At 49.2% G+C, this 15,653-nt stretch carries 15 protein-coding genes and 1 pseudogene; 6 read left to right on the top strand and 10 right to left on the bottom strand.

What is annotated here, in order from left to right:
- From phnX to EDM54_RS17380, 6 genes are all read right to left on the bottom strand, one after another.
- Nucleotides 1–795, bottom strand: a complete 795-nt coding sequence (gene phnX / locus EDM54_RS17405; protein WP_122958545.1) for a phosphonoacetaldehyde hydrolase — start codon at nucleotides 793–795, stop codon at nucleotides 1–3.
- 16 nt (nucleotides 796–811) lie between these two features.
- The gene (locus EDM54_RS17400) at nucleotides 812–2,512 is read right to left on the bottom strand and encodes a putative 2-aminoethylphosphonate ABC transporter permease subunit (protein ID WP_003386776.1); all 1,701 of its coding nucleotides are present in this window, start codon (nucleotides 2,510–2,512) and stop codon (nucleotides 812–814) included.
- A complete protein-coding gene (locus tag EDM54_RS17395) occupies nucleotides 2,509–3,573 on the bottom strand; it encodes a putative 2-aminoethylphosphonate ABC transporter ATP-binding protein (protein WP_003386777.1) in 1,065 nt (354 codons plus the stop codon). The genes EDM54_RS17400 and EDM54_RS17395 overlap by 4 nt, the downstream gene beginning before the upstream one ends.
- Nucleotides 3,574–3,628: 55 nt before the next feature.
- Nucleotides 3,629–4,687 (bottom strand): putative 2-aminoethylphosphonate ABC transporter substrate-binding protein, encoded by a 1,059-nt coding sequence (locus tag EDM54_RS17390; RefSeq protein WP_122958544.1) that lies wholly within the window; start codon nucleotides 4,685–4,687, stop codon nucleotides 3,629–3,631.
- A gap of 244 nt (nucleotides 4,688–4,931) precedes the next feature.
- Nucleotides 4,932–5,930: a histidinol phosphate phosphatase domain-containing protein gene (locus EDM54_RS17385; protein WP_024984853.1), complete on the bottom strand. Its 999-nt coding sequence runs from the start codon at nucleotides 5,928–5,930 to the stop codon at nucleotides 4,932–4,934.
- A 531-nt stretch (nucleotides 5,931–6,461) separates the two neighbouring features.
- Entirely contained in the window at nucleotides 6,462–6,938 is a 477-nt protein-coding gene (locus EDM54_RS17380) for a hypothetical protein (RefSeq protein WP_024984852.1), read from the bottom strand.
- Between the two features lie 119 nt (nucleotides 6,939–7,057).
- Here EDM54_RS17380 and EDM54_RS17375 point away from each other — a divergent pair, with 119 nt between their 5' ends.
- Nucleotides 7,058–8,194, top strand: a complete 1,137-nt coding sequence (locus EDM54_RS17375; protein ID WP_122958543.1) for a zinc-dependent alcohol dehydrogenase — start codon at nucleotides 7,058–7,060, stop codon at nucleotides 8,192–8,194.
- A 135-nt stretch (nucleotides 8,195–8,329) separates the two neighbouring features.
- Entirely contained in the window at nucleotides 8,330–8,539 is a 210-nt protein-coding gene (locus tag EDM54_RS17370; RefSeq protein WP_081607731.1) for a CDGSH iron-sulfur domain-containing protein, read from the top strand.
- A 6-nt stretch (nucleotides 8,540–8,545) separates the two neighbouring features.
- Here EDM54_RS17370 and EDM54_RS17365 read toward each other — a convergent pair whose 3' ends face one another.
- On the bottom strand, nucleotides 8,546–9,109 hold the full coding sequence (locus tag EDM54_RS17365) for an AAA family ATPase (protein ID WP_003386783.1): 564 nt from the start codon (nucleotides 9,107–9,109) through the stop codon (nucleotides 8,546–8,548).
- A gap of 214 nt (nucleotides 9,110–9,323) precedes the next feature.
- Nucleotides 9,324–10,700: pseudogene (locus EDM54_RS17360) on the bottom strand (MFS transporter).
- Between the two features lie 205 nt (nucleotides 10,701–10,905).
- On the opposite strand from EDM54_RS17360, the gene EDM54_RS17355 reads away from it, so the two are divergent.
- Entirely contained in the window at nucleotides 10,906–11,856 is a 951-nt protein-coding gene (locus tag EDM54_RS17355) for a LysR family transcriptional regulator (protein ID WP_122958542.1), read from the top strand.
- Between the two features lie 72 nt (nucleotides 11,857–11,928).
- Here the strand turns inward: EDM54_RS17355 and EDM54_RS17350 are convergent, their stop codons facing one another.
- Nucleotides 11,929–12,288: a Lin0512 family protein gene (locus tag EDM54_RS17350; protein ID WP_003386788.1), complete on the bottom strand. Its 360-nt coding sequence runs from the start codon at nucleotides 12,286–12,288 to the stop codon at nucleotides 11,929–11,931.
- Nucleotides 12,289–12,357: 69 nt separating this feature from the next.
- A complete protein-coding gene (locus EDM54_RS17345) occupies nucleotides 12,358–13,734 on the bottom strand; it encodes an MATE family efflux transporter (protein ID WP_003386789.1) in 1,377 nt (458 codons plus the stop codon).
- 499 nt (nucleotides 13,735–14,233) lie between these two features.
- Here EDM54_RS17345 and EDM54_RS17335 point away from each other — a divergent pair, with 499 nt between their 5' ends.
- From EDM54_RS17335 to EDM54_RS27045, 3 genes are read left to right on the top strand one after another with little or no spacing between them, the layout of a single operon-like run.
- On the top strand, nucleotides 14,234–14,488 hold the full coding sequence (locus EDM54_RS17335) for a helix-turn-helix domain-containing protein (protein WP_081607718.1): 255 nt from the start codon (nucleotides 14,234–14,236) through the stop codon (nucleotides 14,486–14,488).
- Nucleotides 14,489–14,527: 39 nt separating this feature from the next.
- Nucleotides 14,528–15,499, top strand: a complete 972-nt coding sequence (locus EDM54_RS17330; RefSeq protein WP_122958540.1) for a tetratricopeptide repeat protein — start codon at nucleotides 14,528–14,530, stop codon at nucleotides 15,497–15,499.
- A gap of 20 nt (nucleotides 15,500–15,519) precedes the next feature.
- Nucleotides 15,520–15,645, top strand: coding sequence for a hypothetical protein (locus tag EDM54_RS27045; RefSeq protein WP_255320348.1), 126 nt, complete (start codon nucleotides 15,520–15,522; stop codon nucleotides 15,643–15,645).
- The last annotated feature ends 8 nt before the right edge of the window (nucleotides 15,646–15,653 follow it).

Genomic DNA, 15,653 nt, shown 5'->3' with positions numbered 1-15,653 from the left:
TCATCTCTCCTTTTGCGCAAGGCGCAGATTGATTTTGGGAATCAGCGTATCCAGCTCGCCGATGCTGTCTATGACGTAATCGGCTCCGGCCTCCTTGAAACGCTTGGCTACGGCTTCCATCCTGTCTGCCAAAAGATCGGGGTCGCACTCCAGGACTTCCCTCTCCGTCATTCCGAGTTCACTGCTTCCTTTGATAACTCCGACTGCCCAGGCGCCGGCATTGACTGCCTCCCTGATGTCACTGGTCGTATCGCCTACCTTGATCACGTGCTTCATCGGAAACACGCCGAGGTTGATCGCATTTTGATAGCACATCCACGGGTATGGCCGCCCCGCAGGCATTTCGGTGGGCGTGACCAAGGAATCGGGCGCGTATCCGCGTTTTTTCGCTTCCGGCGCGACGATGGCCATCATTTCTGCGGTATAGCCTGTAGTTGAACCGATTTTGATGCCTGCCTGCCGCAAGCGGTCCACCAGCTCCAGCACACCGGGGATCGGCGTCGTGTAGTTTCTCAGGATGGAGAAAAGCATCGGTTCGAAATCGGCGTAAAGCATGTCGACATCCTTTTTCTCCGGGTATCTGCCGTACATCTCTTTCCATAAGCCCGCAATCCGCTCCATCTGGCACATCGTGTTGATGTGGTCCCACTTGAGCATGCCCATCGGCTCCCGCGCCTCTTCATGCGTCACCTCGATTCCCTTCTTTTTGAACACCTCCAGAAAGACGTCCAGTGGCGCAAAACATCCGTAGTCAACCGTAGTTCCAGCCCAGTCAAAAATTACTGCTTGAATCATTTCCTCTCTCCCACCTTTATCTTTTTTGCCATGCCTCCGTTTTCTTTCTCACCTTTCGGGTGCCGATTTCGTAGACGATCCGGACGACGATGTTGGTCGCCACGATCAAGACGGACATCGCAGCCGCTGCGGCAACATCACCGGCGTCATCCATGTTGACAATGGAGACGGAAGCCAGCTTGAAGTCGGCGGAGTAGAGAAAGACGACGGCAGAAATAGTAACCATGGAGTTGATGAAGTAGTAGACGGCAATCTCCAAAATGGCTGGCAGCGACATGGGGACTGTCACCCGCAAAAAAGTGATATAGAATGGCACGCCCATCGATTCGGATGCGAGTTCAAATTCCTTGTCCAGCTTTTTCAGCGCAGTCGTCGCCGTGATGAACGGAACCGCGTAGAAGTGGACGATATTCGCGATTACGAGGATGAGCACAGTGCCGTAAATCCAGTTCAACGGGTTGTCAGGATGGTTGAAGAAGAAAATGTACGCAAGCCCGATCACCAGCCCGGGCAGGGCGAGCGGCAGGATGGAGAGAAAGTACCCTACCTGGCGCATCCCCTTGAGAAACCGCGTTTTCTCGATGATATAAGCGTTGACAAAGGTGATCACCGTTCCCGCCACCGCACTGTAGAAGGCGACGAGCAAGCTGTTCCAAAATGGCTGCATTCCCTCCCCTGCTACTTTTGTAAAGTCGAAGTGGGTAAGCGTCATGCTCAGATCATAGGGCCAGACCTTTACAAGCGAAGCGAAGACGACCGTACCGAGCATGATGAAGATCGAAGCTGTAATCAGTGAGCAGTAGGCAAAGAAAGCATGATCCCGCCACCTTCTCGGTGTAATCTTGTACGGCGTGGACTTGGCTGTGACGGCTGAGTTTTGCTTCCTCTCCACGATCCGGTCGACGATAAATGCGAGAATCGCAGGCAAGATCAGGATAATCCCCACAGTGGCCCCCATCGTCGTATTTTGTTGGCCAATCACCTGCTTGTAGATGTCCGTGGCCAGCACGTTGAATTGACCGCCCACCACTTTCGGAGCGCCGAAGTCGGTAAAGCTCAAGGTAAAACAGACGAATATCGCACTGACCAGACCGTACTTGACATTCGGCAGGGTCACCGTTAAAAACTGGCGGAGACGGCTCGCCCCCATCGTCTCCGCCGCCTCGTACAAATTGTAGTCGGCAAATGCCAGCGAAACGGCCATGATCAGGTAGGCCTGCGGAAACGTATAGATTACTTCCGAGATAATAATCCCGAGCGGTCCGTACAGCTCCATCTCAAAGCCGGGCAAGAGTCCGAAAAATCCCGTCGTGAGAATTCCCTGGTTGCCAAACAGATAGGTAAGTGCGATCCCGTGCATCATCGTCGGAGCAAACAGCGGCAGCATCGCGGCATAGCGAAAAAATGTCTTGCCTCTCATGTCAGTCCGCGTCAGGGCAAATGCGTACAGAAAAGCCATAGCCACAGAAATGATCGTCGTGATCCCGGACACGTACAAGGTGTTGGTAAACGACTGGACAAGAGCAGGTGTGGCAAAGTAATGGACAAAGTTGGAGAAGCCGATGTATTGGCCGCTCTCATCGAGAAATGCTCGGCTGAACAAATCGCCCAGCGGCATCAGGACGCTGATGAACAGGACGATCACGATGCCTGTGATCAGAATTTTCTGAATCAACTCATCCCTGCCCATCTTCTGGCGGACGGTTCTTGTGCTCATCGCTGGTCACTCCCCGTCTTTTTCGCCACGGCTGCCTGATCAAACGAGATCAGACTTTCGATCGGCATTTCAAAAGCGACCCGCTTATCCCGGCTGAGCCCCAAACGGTGTGTTTGGCCCACAGGAAGGTCCATCGTGACGAGGTGGGGAAGAATGCCGTCCTGCTCGCTTGTGAGCTGCAGTGTGACACGGTAAAAGGAGCCGCGAAATTCCATGTCTTGGACGATGGCCTTCTGGCTGTACTCCGCTTCGGGTTCCATCAGGTGAATGTTTTCCGGGCGAATGGCCAGAAGGCGGTCCTCTCCTTTTGCATGACCGGAAAAAACGGACGGTTCCAAAAAGTTGATGGCTCCTACGAAATCCGCAACGAACGGGCTGTTCGGCTTTTGATATACCTCCTGGGGAGTTCCTACCTGAACCACTTCCGCGTTGTTCATCACGACGATCCGGTCAGCCATCGTCAACGCTTCTTCCTGATCATGCGTCACCATGATCGTCGTAATGCCGATTTTTTCATGCAGATTCCTCAGTTCCCGGCGCAATTTGAGGCGAACTTTGGCATCCAAAGCCGAAAGCGGCTCATCCAGGAGCAGAAAGTCCGGGGACAGGGCGATGGCCCGGGCCAAAGCGACACGCTGCTGCTGGCCACCGGACAGTTGGGAGGGATACTTGTCGCGAATATGCTCCAGATCGATCAGCGCCAATACTTCCTGCACTTTTTCCTGCACTTCTTTTTTGGAAAGCTTTTTGGCCTGAAGTCCATAGGCGATATTTTGAGCCGCCGTCAGGTTGGGAAACAGGGCGTATGACTGAAACATCATGCCAAAGTTGCGCTTTGCCGGGGGGAGGGCTGTAATGTCTCGGCCACCTACGAATATCCGGCCATCCGTTGGCTGCTCCAACCCTGCCAAAATACGGAGCAGTGTGGTTTTCCCGCATCCGCTTGGTCCGAGCAGGCAGATAAACTCGTTCTTTTTGATGTCGATGTCGATGGACGTGAGCGCTACAAACTTGCCGAACGTTTTCCTGATTCCCTTGATGGAAAGATATGGATTTGCCATACGTTCCTCCCTTCCTCCATTTCACTGGATTCGAAGCTTGCAACCACGAATAGCGTTAGTTTTTCGGCTCGCTCTTTGTGCTGAATCGTTTATCCCACTCTGCCAGGATCTTTGGCCGTTCTTTGGCCACTTTGCTTAAATCGTTCTGGATGAGCTGTGATTTGGGATCTTTCGTATAGCCCTCCGGAATCGTCCCGCCAGCGCTGCTAAGCGTAATGATGGCAAAGTTTTTATTGTATTCCTTCATGGCTTCATCCGTAATGGCCCAGTCGAGAAACAGCTTGGCTTCCGGCTTGATCTGTTTCTTTTTGACGAGGGCGTTGGCCTCTACATCCCAGCCAGCGCCTTCTTCGGGGAAGACGACTTCAAGCGGAGCCCCTTTTTTCTTTTCGGTAATGCCCCGGTAACCGAAAGAGATCCCGATCGGATATTCACCGGCTGCAGCCATCTTCGCGGGCTTGGACCCGGAATGTGTATAGAGGGCGATGTTTTCGTGCAATTTGTCCATGTACTTCCAGGCTTCTTCCTCTCCCCAGAGCTGGATCCAGGCTGAGACCGTAAAGAATCCGGTGCCCGAAGAGGACGGGTTGGGCATGACGATCATCCCTTTGTACTCTGGTTTGATCAGATCACGATATGTTTTTGGGATGGGCAGATTGTGTTTTTCCAGTTCCTTGGTATTGACGACAAAGGCGGTCTCAAAGGCATCGATGCCGCCCCAGTGCGCCGGCTCTTTCGAATCTCTAAATTCCGGCAATATCCGCTCAATGCCTTTTGGCGAATACGGTTCCAGTACGCCTTGGAATTCTGCTCCCAAAAGCTCAGTCGCAGCTGTACCCCACACCACATCCGCTTGCGGATTGTCTTTCTCCGCAATCAGCTTGGCTACAATGACCCCGGTAGAATCCCTGACGATATTTAGCTTGATCTCCGGGTGTGCTTTTTTGAAGGCGTCCACGTAGGCTTTTAGCTGGTCGTCTTCAAGTGCAGTGTAAACGGTAAGCTCAGATGAGCCCCCCTTGCCCCCGGCAGCCGGACTGGAGGATTGTCCGCAACCTGCGAGAACCGATAACAGCAGAACACCAGCCAAAAATGCGCTATACCATTTTTTCATCCCAAATCCCTCCCCTTTGTTCCCTCTCCTGGCTCCCCTTCCAATCTGCATCGGTTAAGACAAGACCAATTACACATAAATTGATTTGTTTTCCCGTTTTTTAGTTGTTTTTCGTTTTTATTATATAGTGAATTGACTGAATATTTCAAATGTTTTTTTATAAAAAAAGAGCCGAGCTCCTTTGCTCCACTCTTTTCTTACACTTGAAATGATTCCTCTGTATGTGTGATTGCGGTACTTCTTGTTACTGAAGTGCTGCCTCACGGCGGACGCGTTTTTCAAATGTGACGATCTCCGTGTACCCTGCCGCTTTCAGCGCTTTGCGGGCTTCTGGCAAAAAGCTGCCCAAATGGTCGGGGAAATGGGCGTCAGAGGATGTTGTGATCGGAACGCCCTGCTCACGCAAAACTCGCAGAAAGCTCGGGCTCGGGCACATTTCTTTTACGGGGTAGCGATAGAACAGACCCGTGTTGATCTCTGTGGCTGTATCGTGCTGCCGCAGCAGTTGGGCAATGCGCTGATAGTACGGGAGAAGCTGCTCTTCTTCCGGCCGGTGGCCAAATACCTTGAGATTGTCCAAATGCGCGATGATGTCGAACAGTCCGGATGAGATCGCCTCCTCCACTGTCTGAAACACATCGCGATAAAGCAGCCTCAAGTCTGTCTCCGCAAACCGTGACTGTGTATCCGGATTGTCAAACCCCCAGCCGCCGACAAAATGGACAGAGCCGATGACATGATCCCAGGGATATTGCCTAATCAATGGGGCAAGCACAGCTTCTCCGCCGGAAAAATAGTCCGCTTCAATGCCTAGCCGCAAATCGATGCCGTCGGACTCCCAGATCGGTTTTTGCTCCTGAATAAAGGAGACGAACGCATCGATTGAGGTGCAGCAGACCTGATCCAGCCAAAGCTTCTGCATGCGTCCCAGCTCATCGTCTCCGAGATTTATGTTTGCTTCAAAGTAGGGCTTGAATTCCTTGAAGCGGTAGAGATGATCCACGATTCCAACGTGTGAGAGACCCAATTCTTTGGCCCGCTTACGGTACAAGTCGAGCCATACACGCGAGTAGGCTCCTTGCTTGATTCGCCTGTTCATCTGGTCCGACAGATCTTCCATCCATTCCAGCGCATGTTTTTGGCCAGCCGTTTGACGAAATGAAAGCAAAGCCTCTGCCGTCCGGGTCCACCAACGAAGGGAGTACGGCCCCTCCTCCAAATGGACATGATAGTCTACGTACATGGCATTTTCCCCTCCCGCTTTTGTTCGCCACAGTAATTCACTTGTTGGTTTGTGTGTTTTCTTATTCTTTGTTGGATTGTGTTGCTTTTGTCTGTTGGTGACTATTATACGGGGAGGAAATAGGGATGTACAATTGATTTTTCAAGTGAGCAGAAATGAGCCAGGATCTTTCCTCTATTGACTGCTTGCTCAGATGATCTTCTTTCCGCCGGACTTTCGCTGCTTCGTTTTATCTGCAGGATGGCAATCTTTCATAAACCGATTCCGTGAATGTGGAGGTGTATCTAGCGGGGAATGCATTGCCCGTTTTTCCGAATACACAAGAAAGCAGCCGACTGTCAAGTAAGCTCGTTTGTCCCTATAGCTCCTAATGATCAATCTCATGCTGTCTCAATTCCAACGGTGGTCCCGTCATACCTACTCGGCGTAAGGATGCAGTTGATTTGACTGTTACCAAGCAAAAATATGCAAAAAGAAAACGCTGTTTTCCAGGTGGAAACAGCGTTTTTATGGTCGATCTTCTGTTGTGAGCTATTGCAGTTTAAAGCCTTCTTCTAACAAATACCGTTTCGCCTCTTTATGCGACTCGAAGGCCTCCTCCAGGTTTGGACCTGCATAAACATTCCATAGCTCATCTTCCTGTACGAGCTGCAGGGTCTGCCCGTTTGGACCCACCCAAGTTTCGCGCGTCTGTTCCTGAGCTGCATCTGTGCTTGCTTTTGGCTCTGGTTTACGGGACAAGTAATCGATTGAAGCTTGAATAATGGCTCGCAGTTCATCCGCAGAATAATCGCGAATGTTCACCATGCCCTTTGGATCTGTCGCTTTTTTGGGCAAATGTCCGGCATATACAAAGCCATTGCCGTTCGGATGCAGGTTTTGCACGACGATTTTCTTGTCATGGAGACTCTCTTCGAAATGAAAGTTGAAACGGCCAAGCGACACCGGTTTCTTATGTAATTGCGGAAACGATTCGATAATCGCCAGTTTTTCTTCAAAAGTAAGCATGAATTCCTCCGTGATCCTAATGTCATTTCATATTGCACGATTATATCACAAGCGTTTGTTGGATAGCCAATGGGAATAGCGCCATTCCGTCAGGGGATAATACACACGGGAGGTGAATCATGAAAGCTGTTACGTATCAAGGGTTCAAAGATGTCAAGGTAAAAGAGGTCAACGATCCTAAAATTGAAAAGCCGGACGATATCATTGTCAGGCTGACATCCACTGCAATCTGCGGCTCTGATTTGCATTTGATTCACGGCATGATACCCAACATGCCCGAGGACTTTATCATCGGTCACGAACCAATGGGGATTGTCGAGGAAGCGGGTCCGAATGTCATCAAGGTTAAAAAGGGCGACCGTGTGATTATCCCTTTTAATATCAGCTGCGGCGAATGCTTCTATTGCAAAAACCAGTTGGAAAGTCAATGCGACAATTCCAACCCTCACGGCGAAACGGGCGCATTTTTCGGCTATTCGGAAACGGCCGGCGGGTATGCAGGTGGACAAGCAGAGTTCTTGCGTGTCCCCTACGCCAATTTTGTCCCTTTTCGCATCCCGGATGACTGCGAGATTGAAGATGAGAAACTCGTGTTGATGTCCGATGCCATGGCTACAGCTTACTGGAGTGTAGACAATGCAGGCGTGAAAAAGGGAGATACGGTAATCGTTCTCGGATGCGGGCCAGTAGGTTTGCTTACCCAAAAATTTGCCTGGCTCAAAGGGGCAAAAAGAGTGATCGCCGTTGACTATATCGACTACCGTTTGCAGCATGCCAAGCGAACCAATCAAGTCGAGATTGTCAACTTTGAGGCAGAAGAAAATATCGGCAATCATTTGAAGGAAATGACCAAAGGCGGAGCGGACGTCGTCATCGACTGTGTAGGAATGGACGGGAAAATGACGCCTTTGGAAATGATAGCGACAGGTCTCAAGCTGCAAGGCGGTGCCATGGGCGCCATCGTCATCGCAACCCAGGCTGTTCGCAAAGGCGGCACCATTCAGATTACGGGTGTGTACGGGATGAGATACAATGCTTTCCCGCTCGGCGACATTTTTCAACGGAATGTGAATCTCAGAACCGGACAAGCCCCTATCATTCACTACATGCCGCATTTGTACAACTTGATTGCGGAAGGAAAAGTCGATCCCGGAGACATCGTGACACATGTTTTGCCGCTGGATCAAGCAGAACACGGCTATGAGATCTTCGACACAAAGACGGATGGCTGCATTAAAGTCGTACTAAAGCCATAAGAGGATTTCCTCTGGCTGATTATGATCGATCCCTTTATTTAAAAAGGGTCTGCTGGTGTAAACCGGAAAACAAATTCCGAGATGACAAGCTTGGCCGGAACAATACTCACGATCATCCTTCCGAGGTGATGAAATCTGGAAAACGAGAAAGTCACGATAAAAATCAACGATAACGGCTCCATCCGCGTCAACGGCAATGTTGACCTGATAGATGCGCTCGGCGGCCGGTTTGAGGCAGGCTCCACGTTTTCACTTTGCCGCTGCGGTCATTCAGAGAAAAAGCCTTTCTGTGACGGGACGCATAAAAAAATCGGATTCGAGAGCGCGCCGCGGGCGGGAGGATGACTCCTGCTAGTATGGACTGTCTGTTTCTTCGATGATTCCTTGGGCCCACACCCTCCCCCATATTTCATCGAGGGTTTGCGCTGCGGTTTGGTTGGTGGTATCCAGCCACAGACCGATCTTGGGTGTCTCTTCCCGCAAGCGCCGATCAAGCTCGTCTGCCGTCCAAAGTCCGTACCCTGTTTTTGGGCGACTCTTCTCCCTCTCCATTACGGCTTCCGGACGGGGAGCCAGAACGATTACATACAAAGGCCTGCTTTGAATCCTCGTCACGGTTTCAGCGAGGAAGGAACCGATTATGACATCTTGCAAAACGACGGTAAATCCCGCACGGTAGTATCGATCTGCGGTCGAAGCCGCTATTTCATGCCGCAGGCTGAGCTGCCGGACGGACTCTTGGGATGTCTCCGGCAGCATTTCTTCTCTTCCGTTGACGATCATCTTCCGAAACGCATCTCCCCGCAGGTGGACACTCTTTTCGAATTTCTCCGCAAGCATTTGTGCGATCGTTGATTTTCCTGCAGCCATGACTCCCGTTATGAGAAATATTCCGTTTCTGTTTTCTTTTTGCATCTTGTATCCCCCTTATCTGACCGCCGCCGTTATTCCCGATCCGAATTATTTCACGCTCGTCAGAACAAGCCGGATAAAATCGATAAGCGTCTTCTCTGGAAACAGCTAAGCAAGAATGATGACCAGACAGGTCTTCCTTTCATGATCTTCATCCTCTCTTTGCCTTTCTTGCTCTACGATTGTGTTGCGTTCACGGGTACACGAATTCCCGTCATCAGGCATCCGCATGAAGCTTTCCTGCCTGACTCGTTTTTCTCATCAATGTGAAGTAAATCGACACCATGGCGATGTACAGACACGCCAAGACAAAATAGATGCTGCTGTAGACAGATGCCTCGCCGGATAAAGGGGCAACGATCACGTTACCGGCGGAGCCGCTCCCCAGATCGACGATTTTGCTGTAAACACTTGCAAAAACAGCTCCAGCGATAAAGTTCAAGAGAGACATCATTCCCATGCCGACCCCAACCTGATCCTTAGGCAGCAGTTTGGAGGTCGTATTGGATAGTGCAATTAAAATGAACGTCTGGCCCACATTGCCGAAGATGAGAATGACGGCGATAAGGACCGGGGAGAACCCGGCAAAGAATGACAGCAGGACAAAGCAGATAAAGAGCAATGCCGTAGCCGTATAGAACAAAAAGGGATTTCCTTTTGAATCTGCCAGCTTCCCGCCAGTCCTTCCCAGAATGGCCGCCGAGATAGCGGCCGGCACCATGACAAAACCGACGACTCCGGGAGCGAGTTGATTCAGTTGGGACAGCATCTGCGGGCTTAGAAAAGGAAGCGCGTAGCCGATTCCGCTTGCCAGAAAAGCAAGCACGAGCATGAGCGAGTAGCTTTTGTTTGCAAACAGTCTCGGTTGGACAAAAGGCTCGGTTGAACGATGGATGTGAAGCAAAAACAAGGCAAGCAAGATGGCTCCAGCCAATGCGAGCATCCATCCTCCATTCGTAACAGCCAAAAGCACCAGAGCCACCGTTCCTGCCAGCAAACCAGCGCCGATCCAATCCAGTTTGCCTTTCCGTCCGGGCTCATCGTCCAAATACTTTCGATAAAACGGGAGCGTAATAAGGGTGAGAAGAGGGATACAGAACAGCCACCGCCAATGGACAAAGCTAGCAACGAACGCCGCTACAATTGGCGCAAGCGCCCCACCCAGCGCAAGTCCCGTAGCAGATATGCCCAGAGCGCGTCCCCTGCTCTCCGGTGGAAAATAGCGGATCGGTATGATCATGCCTGTTGCCGGAATAACCGAAGCCCCTACTGCCTGTAAAATCCGTCCAAGCAGAACCATCCAAAATGCTTGTGCGGCCAGACCGATCATCGAGCCAACTGCAAAGGCTGCCAGTCCAAAGGTGAGCAAGCTTTTCAGCCTTTATGTGTCCGCCAGTTTGCCATACGTGACGCTTCCGATCGCATAAATCAGCATGTACGAGACCGACACCCAGCTGACCTGCGCGAAGGAAAGTTGAAAATCAGATCTGATCTCAGGCAGAACGATATTGAACATAGTCGCGCTCATCACTGAGATGACGAGCGTGACAGCCAATAGTCGAATCAATTTTTCTCCCGCTTGATGTACATCAATCTTGTTTATGGGTAAACTCCCCTTTCTTTCAGATTGTTCTGATGTGCGTCACCTTTGTGTGTCCTCTACATGCACGGTTTCACCAGGTTGTTTCACTGTTGTCGTCTCGCACGATTTATTCTACAATCGATACTATAGAAATAAAAATATTTATTAATATATCTCTACATATACTGGGGGATATGAATCCGGGGTGATAGATGATATGGAACTGCTGCAGCTGCACTACTTTCGGACAGTTGCCAGACTTGAGCATATGACGAAGGCGGCCCAAGAGCTGCGCATTGCACAGCCTGCCCTCAGCAAGACGATTTCACGGCTTGAAGAGGATCTCGGCGTTCCGTTGTTCGACCGTCAAGGCAGACAAATCCGCCTCAATATGTTCGGTCAGGCATTTTTGAAAAAGGTGGAAACGGCGCTGACTGCACTGGAAGAAGGGCGCAGAGAGGTGGCCGATATGGCGGGGATGGAGCGCGGCAGCATTTATGTAGCGACTCCTACCTTGCATCGCTTGTCTGAGCCGCTAGGTGCTTTTCTGGCTCTGCACCCAAACGTGAATTTTCGGATCACACAAGCTTCTCTGGAGGAAATGTCGCGTCTTATGGAAAACGGCGATGTCGATTTTTGTTTTACTGCCGTTCCTATTGAAGGTGCGGGCATTCATCAATTGCCCGTACTGAAGGAGGAGGTGTTTTTGGCGGTGCCTCCTGGGCATCGGTTGGCTTCTAGAAAAAGCGTATCGTTGAGCGAGGTGGCCCATGATCCATTTGTCGGGTACAAGGAGAGCTTTCCTTTTCGGAAAATGAATGATGAGTTCTGTCTTCAGGCAGGGTTCAAACCCAATGTCGTCTGCGAGGTTGATGAGCCATCCGCGATCAGCAGCCTTGTTCAGGCAGGACTCGGCGTCGCTTTTGTGGGCGCATGCAAAACCGACAAGAAATCTCCATTGATCAAGCTGGATATTGAAAGCCCGGTTTGTCAGCGAACGTACCAGCTTGCGTGGCATGAAAAGCGCTATCTCTCCAAGGCAGCTAAGAAGTTCCGGGAGTTTGTCGTGAAATATTTTACCGATATGCAGCAAGGAGCAGCTGCACCTCCCGTTTTGCAGGAAGTTGCCGCTTCACAGGCAACAAATAAAAAGAACCCGGCGGTATAACGCATCACCGGGTTCTTCCTTTCCCTTCCAAATAGGAAAATGGTTTTTCCTTGTAAGGCTGCAGGCAGCCGCTCAATAGCCTACTTCCACAGAAGCGATGACCACATAAGCGAGATCATTTTTATCCTCCTTGTCAGCAAGGACGACACCGCTGCTCGTGAGCATGCCTCCCTCGACAACGTCAAAGGTGACTTCGCCGTATGGCAATTCTGCACGAACGGCAGCCAAATCCAGCTTGTCCATGTCAGCCGGCACAGCGAGTCTGACGTTTACTTTCATCATGTTGATGTCATGATTCGGCAATACAGATCGCAGACCCGGCATCGAGTTGTGGTGGATTGCATTTTGCACCGCTCTCACGGCTGCTTTTGTCACGTTTTGGCCGTGCAAATCAACCCCCATCCCGATCTCGATAAACATTACTTTATCCATAACAGGTTCACTCCTCTATCAAACTTTGGTCGCCATCTCTATCTTACCATCTTTTCACGGTCAGCCGCTTTACGCAGATGGATGCACCAAAGACTTTTGTTCCCACGCTCTGCTTCTCCAGCGGAAAAACATGATGATTCCGCGCATCCACTCATCTGCCGCAATCGCCAGCCAGATTCCCGCCAAGCCCAGATCGAGCGAAAATGCGAGATAATAGCCGAGCGGCAGGCTCATGCAGACCATCGACAGCAGCCCCATATAAACCGGAAATTTGGCATCCCCTGCCGCGCGCAAGGAGTTGATCAGGATCAGGTTGAACGTCCTGCCGGATTCCAGCAGTATGCTAAGCAAAAGGATCTGCGTCGCCAGAGCGATTATCTCCCGATCTTCCGTAAAGAGCTCGATGATCGGCACTCGGAAAAGGATAATGACAATATTAACGGCAATGGTTAAAAACAGGCCCCAGCGCAAGCTTCGCCACACCCGCTTATACGCTTCCTCGGTCCGCCCGGCTCCGACCATGCGGCCTGTGATAATCGCCGTCCCCATCCCGATAGCCAAGCTAAACAGATAGATGAACGTAGAGATGTTCATGACATATTGCCGTGATGCCATCTCGACAGCCCCGAGGAGTGTCGCGTAATAAAGAAACACCGTCTGACACGCATTGTAGGTTACCTGCTCAAACGCGGAGGGAATGCCGATCCGCAAGATTTTTTTGATGTATTCCATGGAAAAGCTGAAGTAATCCCGGACCGCGATCTTGACTTCCATCAGACGGTATAGCAGCCAGAAAAAGATAAAGAGGGAGATGAGCCGGCTTACAACGGTTGAGATCGCTGCACCTTCCACTCCCAGCTCTGGAAAGCCGAGATGGCCAAAAATCAACAGGTAATTTCCGATGACGTGAATGACATTCATCCCCAAGGATACAAGCATCGACTCTTTTGTATAGCCATACGTCCGTATAATGCTGGCCAGCGTATTGATGACTGCTTGCAGAAAAAGCCCGCCACCGACAATCGTAATGTAGGTTTGCGCGTAATGCAAAATCTCCCCCTGCAGATTGACAGACTGGAGCAGGGATTTTCCAAACAGGATGAAACAGGTGCTGATCACAACGCCGATCATCAGGTTCAATGTGACGGCAATGGCGGAAATTCTCGCCGCATCTTCCCGTCTGTTTGAGCCGATATACTGGGCAATCACGATGGAAGCTCCGTTTCCGATAACCTCCATGATCAAGATGGCGATAAAAATATATTGATTGGCCGCTCCAACCGCCGAAACGGCATTGTCCGAGACCTCGCTCAACATGAAGGTGTCGGCACTGCCCATGAGCATGAATAAAAACAATTCCAAAAAGATGGGCCAGGTCAATACAAAGAGATTGAAGTCTTTTGGAGTCGTCTGCTTGGTTGCAGCCTTGGTTGCGATTGATTTCATGATCGTACCTTTCTAACCCTTTGTCTGAGGCGACACCGCATGATGCAGGTGTTGACCAGCGGCTTTTTGAGTTGTTCTCGCATTCTTATTAAGGACAAAATGAACTGATCTACCTAGATGAAACTGTTCTTTCTTTGCAGAGATCATCTCCTTGTCTAACAGCATTGCAAATTTTAACAGCACTAACTTTTTTGCAAAACTTATTGTAAGCCAGTCCAAGAAATTAATAAATAGTTTAGCGGCGAATAAGATGATTTGCCTGCAGATATGGAATGAAAGGGCAACAAAAAGCCGGCTTAGCTCCTGTAGAGAGCTGCCGGCCGCACAGGCTATCTTTCGCATGAGGTTTTTAAGCTTCTCTTTGGATTTGCTCTTTTTAACAATCCCCCTTGGTTCATCCAGAGGATTTTTTCTCTGCCATAATCGGATTTACCGAACAAAAACAGCTGATCGACAGGTATTTACAATGTTTACCATATATGGTAAGGTGTAATTGTAAATGAGTTTGATAGGTGGTGTGGAAATGTCTTTGTTATCACTTGGAGATTTGATCAACCAGTATCGGGAGAAGGCAAATATTACTTTGAGTCAATTGGCAGAATTATCAGGCGTAAGTAAGACTGTCCTTGCTAAAATTGAGAAGGGAGAAACAAAGCAACCAGCCTTTACTACCTGGAAGAAACTCAGCGGTGTTCTAGAGCTTCCCTATCCATTTATTATTAGTTCTTTCATTGAGACTGCGGACAATCCGTAAACATTAAAGCTGCTACTAGAAGAATCCATCCAAAACCAATTGGAAACTTTAGCCCAAAAGAGCGCCCAAGCTTTATTTAATTCCCCCAAAATAGATACCTTTATTGCTCTTGATTTTGTTCTCCAGCGATCAACTACTTTAGATAATGCCAAAATGAAGTTACTGCTATTAGAGACCATCATTAATTATTCAAGGAGTCATGGATACCTTGCCAAAGCATTACTAGATAGATACTTACTAGAGCGAGATGATTTTGTTCGCCTTGAAGAAGCTTACCAGCGTGGAATAGAATTAACACATTATACTGAGCATCTAGATCCGCACGACTACGTTCAATTCTATTATCGTATGGGAATACATGCCTACGCACTACAGAGATACGACGAATGCATAAACTTTTGCAAAATTGCCTTTGATAGAGACGAATCAGATAATCATATGAAGGCCGAAGCTTTAACTGCGGTCATCGGCTCCTACCTGTATTTAGACGATACAACTTTGGCAGAGGTTTACCTGAAAGAATACAAAAACAGTCAATTTGCTGATTTCAAACAAGACCATATACAAGCAATGATCTATTCAAAGAAGGGTCAGTATGATAAATCAATCAGTCTATACAAAGAATTGCTCCATTCTGTAGATAAGGAACGTCGAATATCTATTGTAGTCGATCTCATAGAGGATTGCTTGCGCCTCGGAGACACAAATACAGTAAACGAAATAATTGCTTCCGAGGCTACTTTCTTCCCTTCTGTTCCCATCAAGAATCCAAGACGTATTGAAAAGATGGCAAAATATTTAAGACTTAAGGGATTTTATAATTTCTCGATTGATAAGTTTGACGAAGGAATCAATCACACATTGGTTAGTGCAACTCATTTCAAACAAATTGGTCAATACAAAGAGGCAATGAATTGTGTCGGATTTGTACTGAAGTCAATTGAGGAAAGCGAAAGAAGTATTCCATCTGAGATCATAGAAAAAATCTCAGATATATGCAATCATAGTTAATAAAACAGGAGGAGTTTTTTATGCAAAAGTTCTTAACGCTGTTGTGTTCAGTTCTGCTTTTGGGATTTTTTGCTTTATCCTCTGATATTGAGCAAACATTAATTAAGGCTCCATCTGTCATCATGTCCGTAGATCCTGAATGGTAATTTTTCAT

It is taken from the genome of Brevibacillus borstelensis (assembly GCF_003710865.1).
Lineage (GTDB): Bacteria > Bacillota > Bacilli > Brevibacillales > Brevibacillaceae > Brevibacillus > Brevibacillus borstelensis.
Note: the sequence above shows the minus strand (reverse complement) of the source record. Positions and strands in the feature narration are given on the sequence as shown.

Coding starts and splice junctions, on each gene's coding strand:
- phnX (WP_122958545.1), bottom strand. CDS start 795: ATGATTCAAGCAGTAATTTTTGACTGGGCTGGAACTACGGTTGACTAC.
- EDM54_RS17400 (WP_003386776.1), bottom strand. CDS start 2,512: ATGAGCACAAGAACCGTCCGCCAGAAGATGGGCAGGGATGAGTTGATT.
- EDM54_RS17395 (WP_003386777.1), bottom strand. CDS start 3,573: ATGGCAAATCCATATCTTTCCATCAAGGGAATCAGGAAAACGTTCGGC.
- EDM54_RS17390 (WP_122958544.1), bottom strand. CDS start 4,687: ATGAAAAAATGGTATAGCGCATTTTTGGCTGGTGTTCTGCTGTTATCG.
- EDM54_RS17385 (WP_024984853.1), bottom strand. CDS start 5,930: ATGTACGTAGACTATCATGTCCATTTGGAGGAGGGGCCGTACTCCCTT.
- EDM54_RS17380 (WP_024984852.1), bottom strand. CDS start 6,938: ATGCTTACTTTTGAAGAAAAACTGGCGATTATCGAATCGTTTCCGCAA.
- EDM54_RS17375 (WP_122958543.1), top strand. CDS start 7,058: ATGAAAGCTGTTACGTATCAAGGGTTCAAAGATGTCAAGGTAAAAGAG.
- EDM54_RS17365 (WP_003386783.1), bottom strand. CDS start 9,109: ATGCAAAAAGAAAACAGAAACGGAATATTTCTCATAACGGGAGTCATG.
- EDM54_RS17355 (WP_122958542.1), top strand. CDS start 10,906: ATGGAACTGCTGCAGCTGCACTACTTTCGGACAGTTGCCAGACTTGAG.
- EDM54_RS17350 (WP_003386788.1), bottom strand. CDS start 12,288: ATGGATAAAGTAATGTTTATCGAGATCGGGATGGGGGTTGATTTGCAC.
- EDM54_RS17345 (WP_003386789.1), bottom strand. CDS start 13,734: ATGAAATCAATCGCAACCAAGGCTGCAACCAAGCAGACGACTCCAAAA.
- EDM54_RS17335 (WP_081607718.1), top strand. CDS start 14,234: ATGAGTTTGATAGGTGGTGTGGAAATGTCTTTGTTATCACTTGGAGAT.
- EDM54_RS27045 (WP_255320348.1), top strand. CDS start 15,520: ATGCAAAAGTTCTTAACGCTGTTGTGTTCAGTTCTGCTTTTGGGATTT.